Annotated in this window: 10 protein-coding genes; 9 read left to right on the top strand and 1 reads right to left on the bottom strand. The window is 62.0% G+C overall.

Translation table 11 applies throughout. The features are described 5' to 3' along the window. Positions 1-345 precede the first annotated feature (345 nt). The 3 genes from ABH924_RS01585 (at position 346) to ABH924_RS01575 (ending at position 4,930) form a co-directional block, all read left to right on the top strand. Positions 346-2,121 carry an ABC transporter family substrate-binding protein gene (locus tag ABH924_RS01585; protein WP_234748378.1) on the top strand — a complete coding sequence of 592 codons (1,776 nt, stop codon included), beginning with the start codon at positions 346-348 and terminating at the stop codon, positions 2,119-2,121. 176 nt (positions 2,122-2,297) lie between these two features. Next, positions 2,298-3,839 carry an ABC transporter permease gene (locus tag ABH924_RS01580; RefSeq protein ID WP_404496374.1) on the top strand — a complete coding sequence of 514 codons (1,542 nt, stop codon included), beginning with the start codon at positions 2,298-2,300 and terminating at the stop codon, positions 3,837-3,839. Continuing rightward, on the top strand, positions 3,836-4,930 hold the full coding sequence (locus ABH924_RS01575) for an ABC transporter permease (protein ID WP_234748374.1): 1,095 nt from the start codon (positions 3,836-3,838) through the stop codon (positions 4,928-4,930). The genes ABH924_RS01580 and ABH924_RS01575 overlap by 4 nt, the downstream gene beginning before the upstream one ends. Before the next feature lie 24 nt (positions 4,931-4,954). Here ABH924_RS01575 and ABH924_RS01570 read toward each other — a convergent pair whose 3' ends face one another. Further along, positions 4,955-5,581, bottom strand: a complete 627-nt coding sequence (locus tag ABH924_RS01570; RefSeq protein ID WP_404496372.1) for a PH domain-containing protein — start codon at positions 5,579-5,581, stop codon at positions 4,955-4,957. Positions 5,582-5,660: 79 nt separating this feature from the next. On the opposite strand from ABH924_RS01570, the gene ABH924_RS01565 reads away from it, so the two are divergent. From ABH924_RS01565 to typA, 6 genes are all read left to right on the top strand, one after another. Continuing rightward, positions 5,661-7,508, top strand: coding sequence for a dipeptide ABC transporter ATP-binding protein (locus tag ABH924_RS01565; protein WP_404496371.1), 1,848 nt, complete (start codon positions 5,661-5,663; stop codon positions 7,506-7,508). A 425-nt stretch (positions 7,509-7,933) separates the two neighbouring features. Further along, a complete protein-coding gene (locus ABH924_RS01560) occupies positions 7,934-9,616 on the top strand; it encodes an ABC transporter substrate-binding protein (RefSeq protein WP_404496369.1) in 1,683 nt (560 codons plus the stop codon). Between the two features lie 133 nt (positions 9,617-9,749). Next, positions 9,750-10,679 carry an ABC transporter permease gene (locus ABH924_RS01555; protein WP_059387472.1) on the top strand — a complete coding sequence of 310 codons (930 nt, stop codon included), beginning with the start codon at positions 9,750-9,752 and terminating at the stop codon, positions 10,677-10,679. Positions 10,680-10,686: 7 nt separating this feature from the next. Continuing rightward, entirely contained in the window at positions 10,687-11,637 is a 951-nt protein-coding gene (locus tag ABH924_RS01550) for an ABC transporter permease (protein ID WP_404496367.1), read from the top strand. Positions 11,638-11,648: 11 nt separating this feature from the next. Continuing rightward, entirely contained in the window at positions 11,649-13,361 is a 1,713-nt protein-coding gene (locus ABH924_RS01545) for a dipeptide ABC transporter ATP-binding protein (protein ID WP_404496365.1), read from the top strand. Positions 13,362-13,657: 296 nt separating this feature from the next. Then, a complete protein-coding gene (gene typA / locus ABH924_RS01540) occupies positions 13,658-15,586 on the top strand; it encodes a translational GTPase TypA (RefSeq protein WP_234748362.1) in 1,929 nt (642 codons plus the stop codon). The last annotated feature ends 6 nt before the right edge of the window (positions 15,587-15,592 follow it).

Below are 15,592 nucleotides of genomic sequence, written 5' to 3'. Positions count from 1 at the left end.
GACGAGGTCTGGATACCCCTGCATCCTGCCCGCGGCCCACAGGGGTCTCTTCCCAGCGTTCCCGCCCGGAAGGTTCAGTGATGGGGCATTAACTGATAAAAGCCCCGGTTCGCCTTGAATCGGGGCTTATGTCATGTTGGCGCGAATCACGGAACCACTAGGACGTCCTTCAATGATTGCATCTCGATAACAAACTTTACCGGCGGGAAACTTTGGACCCAAAGATCCGTTCCGGGCGCTAGGCTACTGCTCATGTGAGACCAGCCACAAGCCTGCTGAGGGGGTTGTGGCAGTCTGCCGGAGTCAACAGCGCCGGCTTTTTCCACTCAAAAAATAGGAGGCGGAATGCGTTTCGGACGTACTTCCAAAGCAGTGGGTATTGCGGCAATCGCCGCGATCGCACTGAGCGCCTGTGCCGGCAATTCCGGTGGCAATACCCCATCCACCGGAGCAGCCAAGACGGGTGGCACGGCCACTGTGGTCGAGGTCAACGCTTTCAACACGTTCAACCCCAACACAGCCGACGGCAATACTGACATCAACTCCAAGGTCAGCTACGCAACGCACTCGGGCTTCTACTACATCGACAACAAGCTGAACGTCGTTCACAACGACAAGTTCGGCAAGATGGAGAAGGTCTCGGACAACCCGCTGACCGTCAAGTACACCATCAACGATGGTGTGAAGTGGTCGGACGGCACCCCGGTCTCCGCAGCTGACCTCCTCCTGCAGTGGGCGGCCTTCTCCGGTTACTACGACGACGCCGATTCCAAGGCCAAGACGGGTACGTCCTACTTCTCGTACGCTGGTGACAACACGGGCCTCAGCCTGACGGACTTCCCGGAGATCAGCAACAACAACAAGACCCTCACGCTTAAGTACTCCAAGCCGTTCGCTGACTGGGAGATCGTGCTTGGTGGCCCAGGCATTGACGTTCCTGCCCACGTCCTCGCCCAGAAGGCCGGCCTGAAGGACACCCAGGCCTTGATTGACTTCTTCAAGAGCAAGCCGCGCGGAGATTCCAAGGCACCGCTTCCCGCGGATCCGAAGCTGAAGGCAATGTCGGACATGTGGAACACAGGCTTCGATACGAAGACGCTTCCCGCAGACCCGACCCTGTTCCTCTCAAACGGTCCTTACATCGTCAAGAGCATGAACCAGGACCAGTCCCTCACTATGGTCCGCAACAAGGACTACAACTGGGGACCGACTCCAAACCTTGACGAAATCACCGTCCGGTACATCGGTTCCGCGCCGGCTCAGGTCCAGGCCCTCAAGAACGGCGAGGCGGACATCATTGCCCCGCAGGCTTCTGCGGACACTCTCGACCAGTTGAAGGCACTCTCCAGCCAGGGCGTCACCGTCGATCAAGGCAACCAGTTGGCCTTCGACCACTTGGACCTGAACTTCTCGGGTCCGCTGGCCGACCAGAACGTGCGTACCGCCTTCATGAAGACGGTGCCCCGCAAGGACATCGTCAACAAGATCATCGGCAAGCTTGATCCGAACGCGAAGCCGCTGGACTCCCAGATCTTCGTTCCCCAGCAGGCTGCCTACGCTGATTCCGCCAAGAACAATGGCTCCTCGGCCTTCCAGGACGTGGACATTGATGGTGCCAAGAAGCTCCTGAACGGTGCTACTCCGGAAATCCGCATCATGTACAACAAGGACAACCCGAACCGTGTTGACGCTTTCTCGCTGATCCGCGAATCCGCCACCAAGGCTGGCTTCAAGATCGTCGACGGCGGCTTGGGCGCCTCTGACTGGGGCAAGGCCTTGGGCAAGGGCGGCTATGACGCAACCATCTTCGGCTGGATCAACCCGGGTGTCGGAGTCTCCGGCGTTCCGCAGATCTTCAAGACCGCTGGTGGCAACAACTTCAACCAGTTCAGCAACACCGATGCGGACAAGCTGATGGAGCAGCTCGTGGTCACCACCGACCGCAGCAAGCAGGACGATCTCCAGAAGCAGATCGATAAGAAGATCTGGGACAGCTCTTACGGTGTTCCGCTCTTCCAGTCAGTGAACGTGGACGCCTACAGCGACCGCATCACCGGCGTGAAGCTCATGCCGAACCAGACTGGTGTTTGGTGGAACTTCTGGGAGTGGGCTCAGAAGTAAACCTTGCTCGCTGAGCTAAATTACCTGCCAAGGCGCCGGGACCGACGTATCATGGTCCCGGCGCTTTGGTTGGTGCACCGGCATATTGTCTGCTTCCCACAACCTCATCCAGGGAACGGGCACGATTCTGCGATGGGCGCCGGCGAACCCGGGCCTGGATTTCGAGGTTCCTCACCATGTTGACCTATATAGTCCGGCGGTTGGTTACGGCCGCATTCATTCTTCTCGGAGCATCGTTCCTGGTGTATCTCCTGACAGCGTCGTCCGGAGATCCCCTGGCAGAATACAGAGCCAGCAGCGCGCCGAACCGGCAAGCGCTGATGGATGCCCGCATCAATCTGCTTGATCTCAACACTCCGCCGCCATTGCGCTACTTCAAGTGGCTTGGTGGTGCGGCCCAATGTGTTGTGCCGTTTGGAAACGCCTGCAACCTTGGCAAGAACATCGCCGGACAGCCAATTACGGAGGCTCTCGGCTTTGCCTTGGTTCAAACCCTCACGCTCGTCACTGGCGCTACAGTCCTGGCCATCCTCATCGGCATTTCCCTCGGCATCGTTACTGCCCTCCGCCAGTACAGCGCCTTGGACTATGGCGTGACCTTCATGGCGTTCCTGTTCTTCTCGCTACCGATCTTCTGGGTGGCCGTCCTCCTCAAGGAATTCGGCGCCATCGGCTTCAACGACTTCCTTCGAAATCCGGAAATACCGCCTGCCGTGGCCTTGGGGATCGGTGCCGTTCTTGGCGTCATCGCCACCGTGGTCGTCGGCGGAGCGGCCAAACGGCGACTGATCGTCGGTGGCTCGGTCTTTGCGGCTGTCTCCCTTGTCCTTTTCTACTTCTCCCTGACGCAGTGGTTCCGCAATCCCGGTTTGGGTCCCGTCATCATCGCCATTCTTGGAGTGGGAATTGCCTTCGGAGTCACGGTATTGGTTTCGGGGCTCAAGAACCGCAAGGCTTTGCAATCGAGCCTGATCGTGGTGGGCATCGGCGTGATCGCCTACTTCGCCGTCCAACCGTTGCTCAATGACGCGACCGGGCTCATGATTTTCCTCCTTGCCATCGCCACTATCCTTGTTGGCGTGGCCATCGGGTACTTCATGGGCGGTTACGACCGCGGACAGTCAATGCGTGCCGCCGCCATCACCGCGTTCCTGGTCGGAGCACTCGTGGTCCTGGACCGCTTCATGCAGGCGTGGCCGTCGTACTTCAACAACAGCCGGGTTCGTGGGCGTCCTATCGCCACCATCGGGGCGGGAACCCCGAACATCCAGGGTGACTTCTGGATCATGTCCACCGACACGCTCACCCACCTCGTATTGCCCACGATCGCCCTGATCTTGGTCTCTCTGGCCAGCTATACGCGATTCACGCGCTCGTCGATGCTGGAAATCATGAACATGGACTACATCCGGACGGCACGGGCAAAGGGCTTGAGTGAACGGTCCGTGATCATGGGCCACGCGTTCCGAAACGCCCTGATACCCATCGCGACGATCGTCGCGTTCGACATCGGCGCATTGATCGGTGGTGCGGTCATCACGGAATCGGTGTTTTCCGTCCGTGGCATGGGCTTCCTGTTCATTGACGGATTGCAACGCTCGGATGTGAACCCGGTTATGGGCGTCTTCCTGTGCGTCGCCATCACCGCAATGGTCTTCAACCTCGTAGCGGACCTCGCGTACTCCGCTCTCGACCCGCGCGTAAGGATCAAAGCATGAGCCAGCCAACACAAGAGGAAGAAATTCTGGCACAACAGGCGCTTGCCGAAGCAGCACGCGCCGAGGCCGGTATTGAAGTTACCGGTGGCCTCAGCCAAGGCCAGATTGTCCGCAAACGGTTCTTTGGCCACACCGGTGCCTTGATCGGGCTCGCAGTGTTCGCTGCGATCTTCCTGCTCGCTTTCACTTCCGTTGGCGCTTTTGGCATACCTGGGTGGTGGAAGTACAACCACGTGGATGTTTCGCCCCTCGTCAATGATGGTGTCCCGACGTCGTCGTTGTGGCCCCTTGCCTGGGGAGAGCACCCGTTCGGCCAGGACCGGATTGGACGCGATCTGTTTGCCATGACCATGCGCGGCGCCCAACAGTCCATCACAGTCATGGTCCTGATCGGCGCCATCGCGGGTGCGGTCGGCGCAATCGTCGGCGGCCTTGCCGGCTATTTCCGCGGCTGGGTGGAAGCCGTCCTCATGCGCCTCACCGACGTCATCATCATCATCCCCGTGCTGCTCCTTGCGGCCGTGGTTGGCCAGATTGCCAACCGCAGGGATGAAGGCAGTTGGATTGCAGGCTTCGCTTCCAACAACGGCGTCGTCATTCTTGGCGTCTTCCTTGGCTTCGTCCTCTGGGTGGGCCTCGCCCGCCTGGTCCGCGGTGAGTTCCTGACCCTGCGCGAGCGGGAGTTCGTAGACGCAGCCAGGATCTCCGGAGCGTCCAACGCAAGGATCATCTTCAAACACATCCTCCCCAACGCCGTCGGCGTGCTGATCGTCAACGTGACGCTGACCATGTCCGCAGCGATCCTGTTGGAGACCGCCCTCAGCTACCTGGGCCTCGGCGTGAAGGCTCCCGATACCTCGCTCGGCCTGTTGGTTGCGCAAAACCAAGAAGCCTTCGCGACAAGGCCGTGGCTGTTCTGGTTCCCCGGCCTGTTCATCATCCTCATCTGCTTGAGCATCAACTTCATCGGCGACGGCCTGCGGGACGCCTTCGATCCGCGGCAGAAGAAGTTCAGGGCCAAGACCGCCGTCGAAACCGCGCGCCACTCCAGCACGACGGCGCCGGTTGCCGACGCCTCGAAAGGCAGCTGAGTGCTACCCGTGCGGGGAAACCTCCTAAAGGAAGACCGCCCAGTAACTGGCCGCGGCCAGGGCCACCGTGGCCGCTATCCGGAACCATCCGACGGCGACCGTCACCGAAGCGTCCTCAGCCCGGCCGGGTTCTACGCGTCCGGCTTCTACGAGGTCCTGCCAGCGGGTGCGGACGAGGACTGCTGCGGCACCGGAATCGGTGTTCTTGAGGTCTCCGGGGCGAACCGAGTTGCCGGGGCCGTAGGTGGTGCCCGGGAGTCCTTTGAGGTGCTCGGGGCGGGCATTGCGCCCGCCCCAGATTCCCGGCGCGGGAGCAGCCCACGCCGGGTACTTCTTGCCAGGCGTCACGAGGGTGAGGGCGTAGCGGGTATCAACCTGCACCAGGGCGTCCCACGGAACATCGATGGTCCGGTAGGGATTCTCCAGCGCGACGCCGGAATCCCGGACCACCACTACCGGACGCCAGAAAAGCAACCAGCCAAGGAAGGCTATGAAGAGCAGGGGAGTGGTGCCCGGAAGGGCGCGCGGCCCGGCCGCCACGAGCGTGACGACCACTCCGAAAACGGCAACTGCCCAGCAGATCCAAGCAAACATCTTGCTGGTGCGGGCCTTGAAGATTTCGACATTTCCGGCGTACGGCTTTCTGCTCATGCCCCTAATAATTCAGGATTCCGGGCTACTTCACTAATCACCCCTTGGAGGGTGGCCCGGGTGGAAGGGAAGACCCAACATGACTGACAACGCCAGCCCCGAACCGGAGGCTACCCACCTCGAGACCGAGTCGGACAAGAGCGCGCGGGGGGCCATGGTCCTGGAAGTACGCGACCTCAGCGTCGACTTCGGTGTCGACAAAAAATGGGTTCCTGCCGCCATCGGACTGAACTACGAGGTCCGGGCCGGTGAGGTCCTCGCCATCGTCGGCGAGTCTGGTTCCGGCAAGAGCGCCAGTTCCATGGCCCTGCTCGGCTTGCTCCCCAGCAACAGCCGCGTTCGGGGGAGTGTCAAGCTCTCGGGCAAGGAGTTGCTGGGTGACAAGTCTGGCAACATCCGGGAGGTCCGTGGGAAGGACGTCGCCGTGATCTTCCAGGAGCCCATGACAGCACTCAACCCGGTGTACACCGTGGGTGCGCAGATAGTGGAGACGATCCGGCTGCACAACTCGGTCTCCCCTGATGAAGCCAGGCAGCGGGCCGTGCGCATGCTCGAACTGGTGGAGCTGCCAGACCCGGAGAAGGCCTTCAAGTCCTATCCTCACCAGCTCTCCGGCGGCCAGCGGCAGCGAGCCATGATCGCGCAGTCATTGTCCTGTGATCCCAAACTCCTGATCGCAGACGAACCCACCACTGCCTTGGACGTGACTGTCCAGGCCGAAATACTAGACCTGATGCGCAACCTGCGCAACAAGCTGGACAGCGCCATCGTCCTGATCACCCACGACATGGGCGTGGTGGCCGACCTCGCCGATCGTATTGCCGTAATGCGCAAGGGCGTGATCGTGGAGAGCGGCACTGCGCAACAGATCTTCAGTAACCCGCAGCACGAATACACACAAGCTCTCCTAGCCGCTGTTCCCCACTTGGGACAAGGGGCGGACACAGCCGACGTCGACGTGACCGCAGCATTGGCTGCGGCAACCAATACGGAGCTGGAGTCCGTTGAACATGACGAGCTGCTGCGCCGGGAACGCGAGAACCAGGCTGCTTTGAAGGCAGCGGCTGACGAAGCTGCAAAGCCCAAGGGTGAGCCTGTGCTTGAGCTGATCGACGTGGCTATCGAGTACCCCAAACAGGGCCGGGTTCCCGCGTTCCGCGCCGTCGAGGGCGCCAACTTGGTGATCTATCCCGGTCAAGTGGTAGGCCTTGTTGGGGAGTCCGGCTCGGGCAAAACGACCATTGGACGCGCCGCCGTCGGGCTCTTGCCCGTAGCCGCGGGCAGCATGCATGTGGTGGGGCAGGACATTTCCGCCGCAAAGCGGAATGGAAAGCAACTGCACGAAGTGCGGCGGGACATCGGCATGGTGTTCCAGGATCCGTCGTCGTCGCTGAACCCGCGGCTGCCCATCGGCGAAAGCATCGGCGAACCGATGTTCCTCGCCCGGGTCGCGAAAGGCGTCGATCTGCAGAAACGGATTGAGACCCTCCTGGACCAGGTGGAACTGCCGCGCGGCTACCGCAACCGGTATCCGCATGAATTGTCAGGCGGCCAGAAGCAGCGCGTCGGCATTGCCCGGGCGCTGTCCCTGCAGCCCAAGCTCATGGTCGCGGATGAGCCGACGTCGGCGCTGGACGTTTCGGTACAGGCAAAGGTCCTGGAACTCTTCCAGAACCTGCAGAGGGAGCTGGGATTCGCGTGCCTGTTCGTCACGCACGACCTCGCCGTGGTGGATGTGCTCGCAGACCGGATCTGCGTGATGCAGCGGGGCCGGATCGTGGAGCAGGGCACCCGGGAGCAGATCCTTCGCAATCCGCAGGAGCCCTACACGCAGAGGCTGCTGGCCGCGGTGCCGCTTCCGGACCCTGAGAAGCAGCGCGAGCGTCGGGAACTGCGCGCCCAGCTCATGGCCGCAGGGATCGAGTAGCAACCCGGAGGCATTCCCGGCGGCACGTACCGGCGGTCGCAACCGCTAAAGAGTCCCTGTCGGCCATTGGCCGGCGGGGCTCTTTTTCGTGGTTTTCTGAGGCACTGAGTGTGTCCGTTGCACCCCTTTGGGGTGTCCGAAAAAGCCCTACATTCCGGGGGAAACTAGGGATCATGCATGTCGAGTGTAGCAAGGAAGCGCCTATTACGTGAAATGACTGCTTCATTTACTTGAAATGACTGCTTCATTACTGAAACTGTCAAGAGCACACTTCGTTGTTCATGCCAATGGGATTCCATATTTCGGACAAGGTGTGGTTAGGATTACACATCCATGTAGGCCGCGTCACAGGATAATTCTGTGTCTGGCCCCGGGGGCAGCTATGAGTTGCCCCGACCCATCCCCCTGAATCCATAGGAGGCGGAATGCGTTTTTCGCGCACTTCCAAAGCTCTTGGCTTGCTGGCTGTCGCCGCACTTGCCCTCACCGGATGCGGTAGCTCTGGCTCCGGAAGCAGTGGCCAGACCGCTGCCGGCGATCCAAACAAAATCATCACCGCATACAGCAATGAACCCCAGCACCCCCTGATCCCTTCCAACACCAACGAGGTGTACGGTGGCCGCGTTGTCGACCTCCTGTTCGAAGGCCTGACCAGCTACGACGCCAATGGCAAGTCCGTGAACGCACTCGCGGAATCCATTGACACGAGCGACGGCCAGAACTACACCATCAAGGTCAAGAAGGGCGCCAAGTTCACCAACGGCGAGGCAGTCACCGCCAAGAGCTTCGTTGATGCTTGGAACTTCGCCGCACTGAGCACCAATGCCCAGTCCAGCAGCAGCTTCTTCGAATCCATCGAAGGCTACGACGCAGTCAGCGCCGTCACGAAGACCAAGGGCGCGGACGGCAAGTCAACGTCGACTCCCGCACCGACCGCCCAGACGATGTCCGGCCTGGTGCTGAAGGACGATTCGACCATCACGGTCAAACTGGCACAGCCGGAGGCCGACTGGCCGCAGCGCCTCGGCTACTCCGCCTTCATGCCGCTTCCGGCCGACGCCCTCAAGGACCCGAAGGCCTTCGGCGAAAACCCCATCGGCAACGGCCCGTACAAGATGGCCGCCAAGGGTGCCTGGCAGCACGACAGCCAGATCGCCCTCGTCAAGAACCCTGACTACCAGGGCACTCGTATGGCCAAGAACGGCGGCGTGACCTTCAAGTTCTACACCGACCCGGCTCCGGCTTACACGGACGTCCAGGCCAACAACCTTGACGTTACCGACGTCCTGCCGACGAACGCCCTGAAGACCTACACCACGGACTTCCCGGACCACAGCCTGAACAAGGCTTTCGCGGGCAACGCAACCCTGAACATCCCGAACTACCTGCCTGAGTTCCAGGGACCCGCCGGCCAGCTTCGTCGGCAGGCCATCTCCATGGCGATCAACCGCGATGAGATCACGAAGGTCGTCTTCAACGGCACCCGTATCCCGGCGAAGGACTTCACGTCTCCGTCCATCGATGGCTACAACGCCAACGTGACCGGCTCCGACGTTCTGAAGTTCGACGCCGCGAAGGCCAAGGACCTCTGGGCAAAGGCAGACGCCATGAGCCCGTGGCCCGCCGCCAAGGTTCTCCAGCTCGCGTACAACACCGATGGTGGCAACAAGGAATGGATTGACGCCGTTGCCAACAATCTGAAGAACAACCTCGGCATCAAGGCAGAAGGCCAGCCGTTCGCCAAGTTCGCCGAGATCCTGAACCTCCGCACGGCCAAGACCCTCCCGGGCTTCACCCGCGCCGGTTGGCAGGCAGACTATCCGTCGCTGTTCAACTTCCTCGGCCCGCTGCTGAAGACCGGTGCCAGCGCCAACTACGAGGGTTACAGCAACCCCGAGTTCGACAAGCTGCTGACCGAGGGCCTGGCATCCAAGTCCACGGACGAGGCCAACAAGAAGTTCACCCAGGCACAGGAAATCCTCTTCAAGGACCTCCCGAACCTGCCCCTGTGGTACCAGGCACGCCAGGCTGTATGGAGCCAGAACGTTAGCAACGTTGACTCCGGCTGGAACGGCGTCCTGCTGTACTACAACATCACCGCAAAGTAGTCCTACCGGACTTGTTCCAAGCTCGTTAGCGTATGGGGGTCCGGCCACAAACCGGGCCCCCATGCCTTGATTCGGCACGAAAGCTGTCCCTAATGAATCCCCACATTTTCAAGAGCGCCCAGGAACCGTTGCTGTGACCCAGTACATCCTCCGGCGTTTGCTGCAGGTCATTCCCGTGTTCCTGGGAACCACCCTGCTCGTGTACTTCATGGTCTTTGCCCTCCCGGGCGACCCCATCCGCGCCCTGTTCGGCGACCGACCGCCCAGCGAGTCCGTCATTGCCGCGCTGCGCCAGCAATACAACCTCGACCAGCCGTTCTGGGTCCAGTACGGCCTGTTCCTCAAGAACCTCTTCACGTTCAACCTCGGAGTGGACTTCACCGGCCAGCCAATCGCCGCCACCCTTGGCCGCGTTTTCCCGGTCACCGCCATGCTCGCCGTCGAGGCTCTTGCCATCCAGGCTGTCTTCGGTGTGGCCTTCGGCCTGATTGCCGGCCTGCGCAAGGGGAAGATCTTCGACTCCACCGTGCTGGTCGCCTCCCTCGTGGTCATTGCCGTCCCGACGTTCGTCCTGGGCTTCGTGCTTCAGCTCGTCGTCGGCGTACAGCTCGGCTGGGCCAAGCCGACCGTTGGATCCAACGCGGACTGGGGCACCCTGATCCTTCCGGCCACGGTCCTCGGCCTCGTGTCCTTTGCCTACGTGCTGCGCCTCACCCGGGCCTCGGTCATTGAAAACATGAACGCCGACTACGTCCGCACCGCAACCGCGAAAGGCCTCTCCCGCCCCCGCGTGGTCCTGGCCCACATCCTGCGGAACTCCATGATTCCCGTGGTCACCTACCTGGGCGCGAACCTGGGTGGTTTGATGGGCGGCGCGATCGTCACCGAAGGCATTTTCAACGTGCCCGGCGTCGGCCAGAAGCTCTACCAGGCCGTGATCCGCAGCGAAGGCCCCACCGTCGTCGCCATTGTGAGCGTGCTGGTACTGGTTTTCGTTGCCGCCAACCTGTTGGTGGACCTCCTTTACGCCTGGCTTGACCCCAGGATTCGCTATGAAAAGTAGATCCGTTATGAAAAGTAACCGTGAGATCGAGCACTATGTTGCCCCTATCGACGAGACACCGCTGCTGGCGACCGATACCCTCAAGGTCGACGCAGCACCCCTGAGCCTGTGGGCGGATGCCTGGCGGAAGCTCCGCCGTCGGCCGCTCTTCATCATCTCGGCGCTCATGATTCTGCTGCTCCTCGTCGTCGCGTTCTTCCCGGGCCTGTTCACGCAGACAGCCCCGAACGACAACTGCCAGCTGGGCGACTCCCTCGCGGGCCCCTCGGCCGGCCACCCCCTGGGATTCACCTTCCAGGGCTGCGACATCTACTCCCGCGTCATCCACGGCACGCAGGCATCCTTGACTGTCGGCGTCGTCTCCGTCATCTTCGTCCTGATCATCGGAGTCACCCTCGGCGCGCTTGCAGGCTTCTTCGGCGGCTGGGTTGACACCATCATTGCCCGCATTGGCGACATCTTCTTCGCCTTGCCGTTGGTCCTTGGCGCACTGGTGGTTACCCAGCTCCCCTTCTTCCGCGAGAACAAGAGCGTCTTCACCGTGGTCATGGTCATTGTGATGCTCGGCTGGCCGCAAATGGCCCGTATCACCCGCGGTGCCGTGATCGAGGTCCGCAACGCGGATTTCGTCACTGCCGCACGCTCGCTCGGTGTCTCCAAGATCGGCACGCTGGTCCGGCACGTCGTTCCGAACGCTCTCGCGCCGATCATCGTCCTGGCCACCATGGAGCTTGGCGTCTTCATCGTGACGGAGGCAACGCTGTCCTTCCTTGGCATTGGCCTGCCCGGCAGCATCATGTCCTGGGGTAACGACATTTCCGCAGCGAAGGACACGTTGCGCACCAACCCCGAGGTGCTGATGTTCCCCGCAACCGCACTGTCCATCACGGTCCTGAGCTTCATCATGCTTGGCGACGCGCTGCGTGACGCCCTTGATCCCAAGAGCCGCAAGCGATGAAGGAGGCAATCATGACAACGTCCAACATCACCCTCGACGAAGCCGGAACCGAAGAGCGTCCGCTCCTGGAAATCCGGGACCTCGCCATCTCCTTCCAGACGGCGGGCGGCGAATTCCAGGCCGTCAAGAACGCGCACCTGACCATCATGCCCGGTGAGACTGTCGCCATTGTGGGCGAGTCCGGTTCGGGAAAGTCGACGACGGCGCTCGCCGCCATTGGTCTCCTGCCGGAGAACGGCAGGGTTTCCGGCGGGCAGATCCTGCTCGACGGCGTGGACATCTCCCATGCTCCGGAACGGCGCATGATCGAGCTGCGCGGCAACACGATCGGCATGGTTCCGCAGGATCCGATGTCCAACCTCAACCCGGTTTGGAAGATCGGCTACCAGGTCCGCGAGACATTGCGCGCCAACGGCAAGCCCAGCGGTCCTGCCGACGTCGCCCGCGTCCTGGGGGAAGCCGGATTGCCGGACGCCCGACGCCGCGCCAAGCAGTATCCGCACGAATTCTCCGGCGGCATGCGCCAGCGGGCCCTGATCGCCATCGGCCTGTCCTGCCAGCCGCGGCTCCTGATTGCGGATGAGCCGACGTCGGCCCTGGACGTCACGGTGCAGCGGCAGATCCTGGACCACCTCGAAACCATGACGGCGGAGCTCGGCACGGCAGTCTTGCTCATCACCCACGATCTTGGCCTGGCTGCCGAGCGTGCGGACAAAGTGGTGGTCATGTACCGCGGCAACGTGGTGGAGGCCGGCCCTTCGCTCGAATTGCTCCGTAACCCGCAACACCCCTACACCCAGCGGTTGGTGGCCTCGGCGCCGTCCCTTGCTTCCCGAAGGATCCAGGCCGCCAAGGCCGAAGGAATCCGGACGGAAGAACTCCTGGCGCCCACCGAAGCTGCGGTCGAAAAGGCGTTGTCGGACGACGTCCTGAAGGTCGAGAGCCTCAGCAAGGTCTTCAAGCTGCGCTCCGGAGTGGGCAAGGCAACGGACTTCAAAGCGGTGGACAACGTCTCGTTCAACGTCAAACGCGGGACGACGACGGCGATCGTGGGGGAGTCGGGTTCCGGCAAGTCCACGGTGGCCCAGATGGTCCTCAACTTGCTCGCACCGACGTCGGGGCGGATCGTGTTCGACGGCGTTGACACCTCCACCCTGAACAGCCGGGAGATCTTCAAGTTCCGGCGCCGAGTCCAGCCGATTTTCCAAGACCCGTACGGTTCGCTCGACCCGATGTACAACATCTTCAGGACCATCGAGGAACCGCTCCGGACCCACAAGATCGGTGACAAGGTCAGCCGCGAGAAGAAGGTCCGGGAACTCCTGGACCAGGTGGCGCTGCCGCAGTCCACCATACAGCGGTACCCGAACGAGCTCTCCGGCGGGCAAAGGCAGCGCGTCGCGATCGCGCGGGCCCTGGCCCTCGACCCCGAAGTGATCATCTGTGACGAGGCGGTCTCCGCCTTGGACGTTTTGGTGCAGGCGCAGGTACTGAACCTTCTTGCCGAGCTGCAGTCCAATCTCGGACTGACGTACCTCTTCATCACGCACGACCTCGCCGTCGTGCGGCAGATCGCCGACCATGTCTGCGTGATGCAGAAGGGCAAGCTCGTGGAAACGGGCAGCACTGACGACGTCTTCGATTCGCCGCAGCAGGACTACACCAAGGCGCTGCTTCACGCGATCCCGGGTGCCAGCCTGATGCTGCCGCCCGTGGTGGCCTGACGGGCCCGGCGCCCGTCGGCTGAGTGCCAGTTGGACGAGCAGAAGAGCCGGTACCACTTCCGTGGGGGGAAGTGGTCCCGGCTCTTTTGCTGTTTCCGGCTTGTCCCGGAACTCGCCGCCGATTGTGATGAAGGGCACAATTCCGCAGCCTTGGGGGTGATTTTTAGGCCAATAAATACCACAGCGTTTAGACTCTATGAAGGTGCCCTGTGTCAAAGGGTCTAATCCGTCGTGCGTTCCGGTTGGAAATGTCGCGATACAACAGCTGACTTCACCACTGAATCGAGCCATTACGCATGTCTGAAACCACCACCAACACCGCCGCGGCCACTGCATCGCGCAGTGATCTGCGCAACGTCGCGATCGTGGCCCACGTTGACCACGGCAAGACCACCCTGGTCGACGCCATGCTCAAGCAGACCAACTCCTTCGCCGAGCACAACCACCTGGAAGACCGCGTCATGGACTCCGGTGACCTGGAGCGCGAAAAGGGCATCACCATCCTCGCCAAGAACACCACGGTTGCCTACAACGGCCCGTCGTCCAATGGCGAGACCATCACCATCAACGTGATCGACACCCCCGGCCACGCCGACTTCGGTGGCGAGGTGGAGCGCGGCCTGTCCATGGTTGACGGCGTGGTCCTCCTGGTCGACGCTTCCGAAGGTCCGCTGCCGCAGACCCGCTTCGTGCTCCGCAAGGCCCTTGCCGCGCACCTGCCCGTCATCCTGCTGGTCAACAAGACCGACCGCCCCGACGCCCGCATCGACGAGGTTGTGCACGAGTCCATGGACCTGCTCCTTGGCCTGGCCTCCGACCTCGCGGACGAAGTTCCGGACCTGGACCTGGACAAGATCCTGGAAGTTCCCGTGGTCTACGCCGCAGCCAAGGTCGGCCGCGCCTCCCTGGACCAGCCGGCTGATGGCTCGGCACCGGACAACGAGGATCTCGAACCTCTCTTCAAGACGATCATCGAGCACATCCCGGCGCCGACGTACAACCCGAACGGTGTCCTGCAGGCGCACGTCACCAACCTGGACGCTTCCCCGTTCCTCGGCCGCCTCGCACTCCTGCGCATCTACAACGGCACCCTCCGCAAGGGCCAGACCGTCGCTTGGGCGCGTGCCAACGGCGAACTGAAGAACGTCAAGATCACCGAGCTCCTGGCCACCAAGGCCCTCGACCGCGTTCCGACCGACTCGGCCGGCCCGGGCGAGATCGTGGCTGTCGCCGGTATCGAGGAAATCACCATTGGTGAGACCCTGACCGACGCCGAGAACCCGCAGCCGCTGCCCCTCATTACGGTGGATGACCCCGCGATCTCCATGACCATCGGTATCAACACCTCTCCGCTGGCCGGCAAGGTCAAGGGAGCCAAGGTCACGGCCCGCCAGGTGAAAGATCGCCTGGACAAGGAACTGATCGGTAACGTCTCCATCAAGGTTCTGCCCACCGAGCGTCCCGATGCTTGGGAAGTCCAGGGCCGTGGCGAGCTTGCGCTGGCCATCCTCGTGGAGCAGATGCGACGCGAAGGCTTCGAACTGACTGTCGGCAAGCCGCAGGTTGTCACCCGGACCATCGACGGCAAGATCCACGAGCCGATGGAACACATGACCATCGACGTTCCCGAAGAGTACCTCGGTGCGGTCACGCAGCTCATGGCCGCCCGCAAGGGCCGCATGACCAACATGGCCAACCACGGTACGGGCTGGTGCCGCATGGAATTCATCGTTCCGGCACGTGGCCTCATCGGCTTCCGCACCAAGTTCCTCACGGACACCCGTGGCGCCGGCATCGCTTCCTCGATCTCCGAAGGCTACGAGCCGTGGGCCGGCCCCATCGAATACCGCACCAACGGTTCGATGGTTGCCGACCGCGCCGGCGTCGTCACCCCCTTCGCCATGATCAACCTGCAGGAACGCGGCTCCTTCTTCGTGAAGCCCACGTCCGAGGTCTACGAAGGCATGATCGTCGGCGAGAACTCCCGCGCCGACGACATGGACGTCAACATCACGAAGGAAAAGAAGCTCACCAACATGCGTGCCGCTTCCTCCGACACCTTCGAGAACCTGACGCCGCCCCGCGACCTCACCCTCGAAGAGTCCCTCGAATTCGCCCGCGAAGACGAGTGCGTTGAGGTGACCCCGGAGTCCATCCGTATCCGGAAGCTGATCCTGGACGCCAACGAGCGTGCCAAGGCCACCCGCGCCCGCGCCAAAGTCTGATCCTGC

Origin of the sequence: Arthrobacter sp. GAS37 (genome assembly GCF_044908325.1) — a bacterium.
Classification (GTDB): Bacteria; Actinomycetota; Actinomycetes; order Actinomycetales; family Micrococcaceae; genus Arthrobacter; species Arthrobacter ramosus.
This window is presented reverse-complemented; position numbering and strand designations above follow the sequence as displayed.

Coding starts and splice junctions, on each gene's coding strand:
- ABH924_RS01585 (WP_234748378.1), top strand. CDS start 346: ATGCGTTTCGGACGTACTTCCAAAGCAGTGGGTATTGCGGCAATCGCC.
- ABH924_RS01580 (WP_404496374.1), top strand. CDS start 2,298: ATGTTGACCTATATAGTCCGGCGGTTGGTTACGGCCGCATTCATTCTT.
- ABH924_RS01575 (WP_234748374.1), top strand. CDS start 3,836: ATGAGCCAGCCAACACAAGAGGAAGAAATTCTGGCACAACAGGCGCTT.
- ABH924_RS01570 (WP_404496372.1), bottom strand. CDS start 5,581: ATGAGCAGAAAGCCGTACGCCGGAAATGTCGAAATCTTCAAGGCCCGC.
- ABH924_RS01565 (WP_404496371.1), top strand. CDS start 5,661: ATGACTGACAACGCCAGCCCCGAACCGGAGGCTACCCACCTCGAGACC.
- ABH924_RS01560 (WP_404496369.1), top strand. CDS start 7,934: ATGCGTTTTTCGCGCACTTCCAAAGCTCTTGGCTTGCTGGCTGTCGCC.
- ABH924_RS01550 (WP_404496367.1), top strand. CDS start 10,687: ATGAAAAGTAACCGTGAGATCGAGCACTATGTTGCCCCTATCGACGAG.
- ABH924_RS01545 (WP_404496365.1), top strand. CDS start 11,649: ATGACAACGTCCAACATCACCCTCGACGAAGCCGGAACCGAAGAGCGT.
- typA (WP_234748362.1), top strand. CDS start 13,658: ATGTCTGAAACCACCACCAACACCGCCGCGGCCACTGCATCGCGCAGT.